Genomic DNA, 6,740 nt, shown 5'->3' on the forward strand with positions numbered 1-6,740 from the left:
TGGAGTCCGGTCCCTACTGCTGGGCGTTGCTCAGGATCGAGTTGGTCTGTGCCTTGAAGGTGTCCAGCAGCTGCTGGAGGTTGGCGTTCGGGTCGGTCAGCGCGGTGTTCATCGCCTTGTCGCCCTGCGCGTAGATGGCCTGCGCCTGCGGCGGCTCGACCAGCAGCTTCATCGAGGGCAGCGCGGCCACGTAGGTGGCGAAGTTCTGGGTGGGCAGGTTGGCGTACTTGGCCACGTTGGCCGCGTCGGCGGTGGCCGTGGCGCCGCTCCACAGGTCCGGCTCGGGCAGGCCGACCGGCTCCTTCTCGCCGGCCTTGCGCGCGTAGTCGAACTGGCCGGTTCCCGAGGTCAGGAACTCGTAGTTGAGGAACTTGATGCCGGCCTGGATCTGGGCGGGCGTGTCCTTCTTGTTGAACATGTAGCCGTCGCCGCCGACCAGGGTCGCCGTCCTGCCGGGCATCGGGCCCACCCCCAGGCCGTCGTAGGCGGTGCCGTACTGGTCGTGCATGGTGGTCAGGGTGACCGGGTCGCCGACGTACATGCCCAGCTTGCCGCCGGCCATCATCTGCAGCAGGTCGTTGTACTGCAGGCCCTGCTTGGTGCCCATCGCGTTGTCGGTGAAGCGCAGCTTGTGCAGGAACTGGAGCACGGCCAGGCCGTTCGCGTCGTCGAAGGCGGCGGACTTGCCGTCGGGGGTGACCATGGTGCCGCCGCGCGAGTAGAGCTCGGCGGCGAAGTGCCAGCCGCCGGTGTTGGCGGCGCTGTAGTCGGCGTAGCCGACGGTGCCGCCGCCCAGCTTGGCGATCGCGACGGCGTCGGCCTCGACCTGGTCCCAGCTGGTGGGCGGTGAGTTGGGGTCGAGCCCGGCCTGCTGGAAGAGCGTCTTGTTGTAGACCAGACCGAGGCTGTAGTTGCCCTTGGGGATGCCGTAGAGGTCGCCGGAGCCGTCCTTGCGGTAGATGTTCAGGAGCGAGGACTGGATGTCGGACAGTCCGGCGATCTGGCCGGCGTACTTCTGGATGTCGGCGGCCTGCCCCGAACTCACCACGTTGGCACCGTCGGTGAAGTAGGTGTAGAAGACGTTGTCGGTCTTGCCGCTGGCCAGCTTGGCGTTGAAGGTCGCCGGGTCGTCGCACGGGTTGGTGTCGTCGCCGTTGACCGTGATGTTCGGGTTGAGCTTCTCGAAGGCGGTGACGTCGGCCAGCCAGTTGGCCCGCGGCTGGGCCTGCGAGGTGGGCGGCTCGCAGCCGACGCTGATGGTGACCTTGCCGCTGTCGTTGCCGGCGGCGGAGCTGCTGCCCGAGCTGCTGCACGCGCCGGTGGTCAGCGCAAGGCCCGCTGCGAAGGCGATGGCGAGGGTGATCCGGGCTCTGCCGCCCGTCGACTTACCGGTCATCTGAGGTCCCCTGGTGCTGAGGTTCGCTGCGGTGGCCGCCAACTGCCGTGCGGTGCCCGTCAGCTGACGACAGGACGGATCGCACGGCGACGCCTCGGGGCCGGCGGCTTCGACCCCCGGGCTCCCTCGCAGCCGTGGTACGGGCGGCGGGTCGGTCCGGCGTGCTGCCAAGGTACGGCCTCGGAAACATGGCTGCAATAGGCCGACGCATTGACGCAAGAACGAGACAGTTCAGCGATCTTGCTGCACGCACCTACGCAAACCAGTGCAGATTCGTGACATAGTCATGTCTGTGACTCGTAGACTCGCGGAAGTCGCCAGCAGGGTCGGAGTGAGCGAGGCCACGGTGAGCCGTGTGCTGAACGGCAGGCCGGGTGTCTCGGACGCGACCCGGCAGGCCGTGCTGACCGCGCTGGACGTGCTCGGGTACGAGCGGCCCAGCCAACTGCGCGGCGTGCGGGCGCGGTTGGTCGGCCTGGTGCTGCCCGAGCTGCAGAACCCGATCTTCCCGGCGCTGGCCGAGGTGGTCGGCGGGGCCCTGGTCCAGCTCGGCTACACCCCGGTGCTCTGCACCCGCTCGGCCGGCGGGCTGACCGAGGCCGAGTACGTGACCATGCTGCTGGACCAGCAGGTCTCCGGCGTGGTGTTCTGCGGCGGGCTGAGCGTCGACGAGCACCGGCAACTGCTGGACCGGGGCGTGCCGGTGGTGCTGCTCAACGCGGCCGTCGACCACCTGGGGTTCCCGCAGGTCTCCACCGACGACGGCTCGGCCGTCGAGCAGGCCTTCGGGCATCTGCGCGCGCTCGGCCACCGCAGGATCGCCCTGATGGTCGGCTCCGAGGAGCACATCCCCTCACAGCGCAAGATCGCCGCTTTCACCGCGCTGGCCGCCCGTGCGGGACTGGACATCACCGGACGCATCGGTCACGCGCTCTTCTCCTTCGAGGGCGGCCAGGCCACCGCGGGGGAGTTGATCCGGGCCGGCGCCGGCGCGCTGATCTGCGGCAGCGACATCCTGGCGCTCGGCGCGATCCGCGCGGCCCGGCGGGCCGGACTCGACGTCCCCGGTGACATCTCGGTGGTCGGCTACGACGACTCGGCCTTCATGAACTACACCGACCCGCCGCTGACCACCCTGCGCCAGCCGATCGACGCGATGGCCAGGGCCGCCGTCGCGCTGCTCGTCAACCAGGTCCAGGGCGGTGCTCCGACCCCCAAGGAACTGCTGCACGCGCCAGAGCTCGTGGTCCGGGGGTCCACCGCCCCGGCGCGTGTTCAGATCGCGCAAGAACCGAACCGCGAATAGCGGCTCTTTTCGCTCGGGAAACCGACGGGCGGGCAGCCGGGGCCGCGCGCTGGGCGCCCGCGGACCGCAGGTGCCCAGGCCGGCGGCGTGTCGGCGGGACGAAAGTCGCGACCGCAGCGCACGCGATCGCGGTCGGCGAAAGGTGATGGACCGTCAGGCGCCAGGCCAGTTCTTTCTTTTCTTCTTTTACGCGGAATATTGCGGACATTAATCGGCAGGTCTACTGTTCCGGTGACTTCGCTGCGCTTCTCCCACCCCCAGGAGCGTCATGTCCACCTCCCCCGCCACCCCCACGCCCGCCGCGAGGGCCGGCCGATCGCGCCTCACGCCGGTCCCCGCAGTCCTGCTCACCCTGCTCGCCCTGCTGCTCGCGCTCGCCACCTGGTCGGTCACCTCGGCCTCGGCCTCCAGTACCGTCTACGAGGCCGAGAACGCCGCGCTGTCCGGCGGCGCGGTGGTCGCGAGCGACCACACCGGCTACACCGGAAGCGGTTTCGTCGGCGGGTACACCGACGCGAACAAGGGCACCGCCGACACGGTCTTCACCGTCAGCGCCGCCGGCGCCGGGGCCTACACCGCCTCGCTGCGCTACGCCAACGGCACCACCGCCACCATGACGCTCTCGCTCTACGTCAACGGCAACAAGACCACCCAGCTCTCGCTGCCCGCCACGGCCGACTGGAACACCTGGACCACGCTGCCCGCCACCGTCCAGCTGAACGCCGGCGGCAACACCATCGGCTACAAGTTCGACACCACCGACAGCGGCAACGTCAACCTCGACAACCTCACCCTGGCCCCGGTCCCGCCGCCCCCGCCGGGCCAGTACGAGGCCGAGAACGCCGCGCTGTCCGGCGGCGCGGTGGTCGCGAGCGACCACACCGGCTACACCGGAAGCGGTTTCGTCGGCGGGTACACCGACGCGAACAAGGGTGCCGCCGACACCGTCTTCACCGTCACCGTCGCGAACGCCGGCCCGACCCCGGTGGCGCTGCGCTACGCGAACGGCACCACCGCGACCATGACGCTCTCCGTCTACGTCAACGGCGCGAAGATCCAGCAGGACCAACTCCCGGCCACCGCCGACTGGAACACCTGGACCACCGTCACCGACAACCTCACCCTGAACGCCGGCGGCAACACCATCGGCTACAAGTTCGACAGCACCGACAGCGGCAACGTCAACCTCGACAACATCACCGTCACCTCCTCGGGCAGCTCCTCCTCCGGGGGCGGCGGCTCCGGAGGCCAGCAGTACCAGGCGGCCACCGCCTTCTACACCGGCGGCCCGTCCGTGGCCACCTCGATCCCCGGCTACACCGGCAGCGGCTACCTGACCGGCTTCACCACCCAGGGCGCGCTGGTCGACCTCACCGTCGACGTGCCGTCAGCAGGCAGCTACCCCGTCACCCTGGCCTACGCCAACACCACCGGCACCACCCAGACCATCTCGCTCCACCTGAACGGCGTCCGGAACGGGCAGCTCAGCCTGCCGGCCGGCAGCGGCTGGCTGACCGCCGTGCAGAACCTCACGTTGCGCTCGGGGGTCAACCTGATCGGCTACCGGACCGACCCCGGGGACAGCGGCAACCTCGCCATCGACAACGTCGCCGTCAACGGCGGCAGCGCGCTCGCCGCGCAGGGCGCGACCGTGCCGTACACCGAGTACGCGGCCGCGTCCGCGCAGACCAACGGGACCGTGCTGCCCTACAGCATCAGCTACCCGAGCCTGCAGGCCGAGTCGACCGGCCGGCAGGCCGTCCAACTCACCGCCACCGGCCAGTACGTGCAGTTCACCCTCACCCAGCCGACCAACTCGATCGTGTTGCGCTACTCGATCCCGGACAACTCCGACGGGTCCACCGCCACCGCCCCGCTGGCGCTCTACGCGGGTGGCAGCAAGATCCAGGACCTGAGCCTGACCACCCAGTACTCCTGGCTCTACGGCGGCGGCTACTACGACACCCACACGCCCAGCAGCGGCCCGGCCCACCACTTCTTCGACGAGACCCGGGCGCTGATCGGCAACTGGCCGGCCGGCACCGTGCTGAAGCTGCAGAAGGACGCGGCCGACACCGCCGCCTCCTACACGATCGACGTGGTCGACACCGAGCAGGTCGACCCGGCGTTCGGCATGCCCAGCGGCTACGTCCCGGTCACCAACTACGGCGTCACCCCGAACAGCGGCGCCGACCAGACCTCGGCGATCAACAGCGCGCTCGCCGCCGTCTCCGGCACCGGCCAGGGCCTCTGGTTCCCGTCGGGCACCTACCTGATCTCCGGTCAGCTGAGCCTGAACAACGTCTCGATGCGCGGCGCGGGGGAGTGGTACACCACGATCCAGTCCACCGCGCCCAACGGCTCAGGCGGACTGATGGCCACCGGCGGCACCAACCAGGTCGCCGACCTGACCATGGCCGGCGACCAGACCTTCCGCAACAACGACGCGGGCGCGGCCGGCATCGAGGGCAACTTCGGCGCCGGATCACTGATCTACGACGTGTGGATCGAGCACACCAAGGTCGGCGTCTGGACCGACTCCGGCAACGGCCTGTACGTGGTCGGGGCCCGGATCCGCGACGTCTTCGCCGACGGCCTGCATTTCAACGGCGGCACCTTCAACTCCCGCGCCGACCAGTCGGTGGTGCGCAACACCGGGGACGACGAGCTGGCGCTGACCACCCAGAACGGCAACGTCACCGGCTGCGTGCTCGCCAACAACACGGTGAGCAGCCCGATCCAGGCCAACGGCATCGGCGTCTACGGCGGCGCGAACAACACGGTCGAGAACAACCGGGTCTCCGACACGGTCGCCTTCGGCTCCGGCATCACCATCAGCACCGCCTTCGGCGCCGGCTTCTCCGGGCCCACCACCGTCAGCGGCAACGCCATGATCCGCGCGGGCTCCTACAACACCAACTGGGGCTCCTCGCTCGGCGCGCTGTGGATCTACGCCAACCAGGACGACATCACGCAGCCGGTCACCGTGCTGAACAACACCATCAGCAAGGCCAGTTACCAGGGTGTGCTGCTCAGCTACGCCAAGCAGATCAGCAATCTGACGCTCGATCAGCTGGCGATCAACGGAGCCGGCACCTACGGCATCGACATCTCCGACGTGACCGGCAGCATGACCGCCACCGACGTCACGGTCTCCGGCACCGGCTCGGGTGGCCTCAACAATGCGGGCAACTACACCATCAACCGCGGACCGGGGGACAGCGGGTTCTAGGCACGGGATGTTGACGATCCGTCAGTCATGAGTCAGGGCCCGTAGCTGCCGTGCGCGCTGCTACGGGCCCCGTCGCTTCCCTTGGATTGACGCTGCTTGAGCGCGACCTGGACCGAGGTGAGCCGGATCGTGTCCACCCGCCCACGGAGGCGGGGTACCTTCCGAGTACGGCCACGCGCCCGGAAAGGGACCAGCATGACGCAGTGGAGTGACTACACAACAGGCGAGCGGATCAAACTTCTTTCCGTGCCGACGATCCGCAAGGCCGAACGCGACCTCGGCGGAAGCCTTCAGACCCTGCTCAAGGTCTCGGCCGCGCTGAACACCGACGTGTCGGTGATCCTCGGGCAGCAGGCGCCGCGCCGGGCGATGCGCGGAGCGGACCGGGCGATGATGCGTGAGCTTTCCCGGGCCGTCCACGACACCGCCGCCGGGGTCGGCGTCGACACCGTGCCACCCACCCCGAGCGAACTCGCCGGCGTCCTCACGGCCGCTTGGGAGACGTACCGCGCCGGCGACTTCGTGGGCTCCGGTGTCCGTATCGCCCCGGCGCTGCGCGAAGCTGCCGCCGCACTGCGGTCCGCACCGCCCGACCAGCGGGGCGCGGCGGCCGGCATCCTGGCGGACGCCTACCGCCTCGCCGCCTACGTGGCCAACCAGTTCGGTGCCCGCGATCTCGCGTACGCGGGTATCGGGCATGCACAGCACCAGTGAAGTTCCCCCGTTGATCTGGACAGCTTGATACTGGGACGGTTGGGTCCCGGAGGAAGCAGTCCAGGTAGTGAGTGGCAAGAGCAACATGAGCA

At 69.2% G+C, this 6,740-nt stretch carries 4 protein-coding genes; 3 read left to right on the forward strand and 1 reads right to left on the reverse strand.

Features of this window, described 5'->3' with window-relative positions; genetic code table 11:
* Positions 1-13: 13 nt before the first annotated feature.
* Positions 14-1,396, reverse strand: coding sequence for an extracellular solute-binding protein (locus P3T41_RS31090; RefSeq protein ID WP_280693917.1), 1,383 nt, complete (start codon positions 1,394-1,396; stop codon positions 14-16).
* A 292-nt stretch (positions 1,397-1,688) separates the two neighbouring features.
* Between P3T41_RS31090 and P3T41_RS31095 the strand changes: the two genes are divergently transcribed.
* The 3 genes from P3T41_RS31095 (at position 1,689) to P3T41_RS31105 (ending at position 6,648) form a co-directional block, all read left to right on the forward strand.
* Positions 1,689-2,702: a LacI family DNA-binding transcriptional regulator gene (locus P3T41_RS31095; protein WP_280693918.1), complete on the forward strand. Its 1,014-nt coding sequence runs from the start codon at positions 1,689-1,691 to the stop codon at positions 2,700-2,702.
* Positions 2,703-2,970: 268 nt separating this feature from the next.
* Entirely contained in the window at positions 2,971-5,934 is a 2,964-nt protein-coding gene (locus P3T41_RS31100; protein ID WP_280693919.1) for a CBM35 domain-containing protein, read from the forward strand.
* Between the two features lie 246 nt (positions 5,935-6,180).
* Positions 6,181-6,648: a hypothetical protein gene (locus tag P3T41_RS31105; protein ID WP_280693920.1), complete on the forward strand. Its 468-nt coding sequence runs from the start codon at positions 6,181-6,183 to the stop codon at positions 6,646-6,648.
* The last annotated feature ends 92 nt before the right edge of the window (positions 6,649-6,740 follow it).

The sequence above is a fragment of the Kitasatospora sp. GAS204B genome (genome assembly GCF_029892155.1).
GTDB lineage: Bacteria > Actinomycetota > Actinomycetes > Streptomycetales > Streptomycetaceae > Kitasatospora.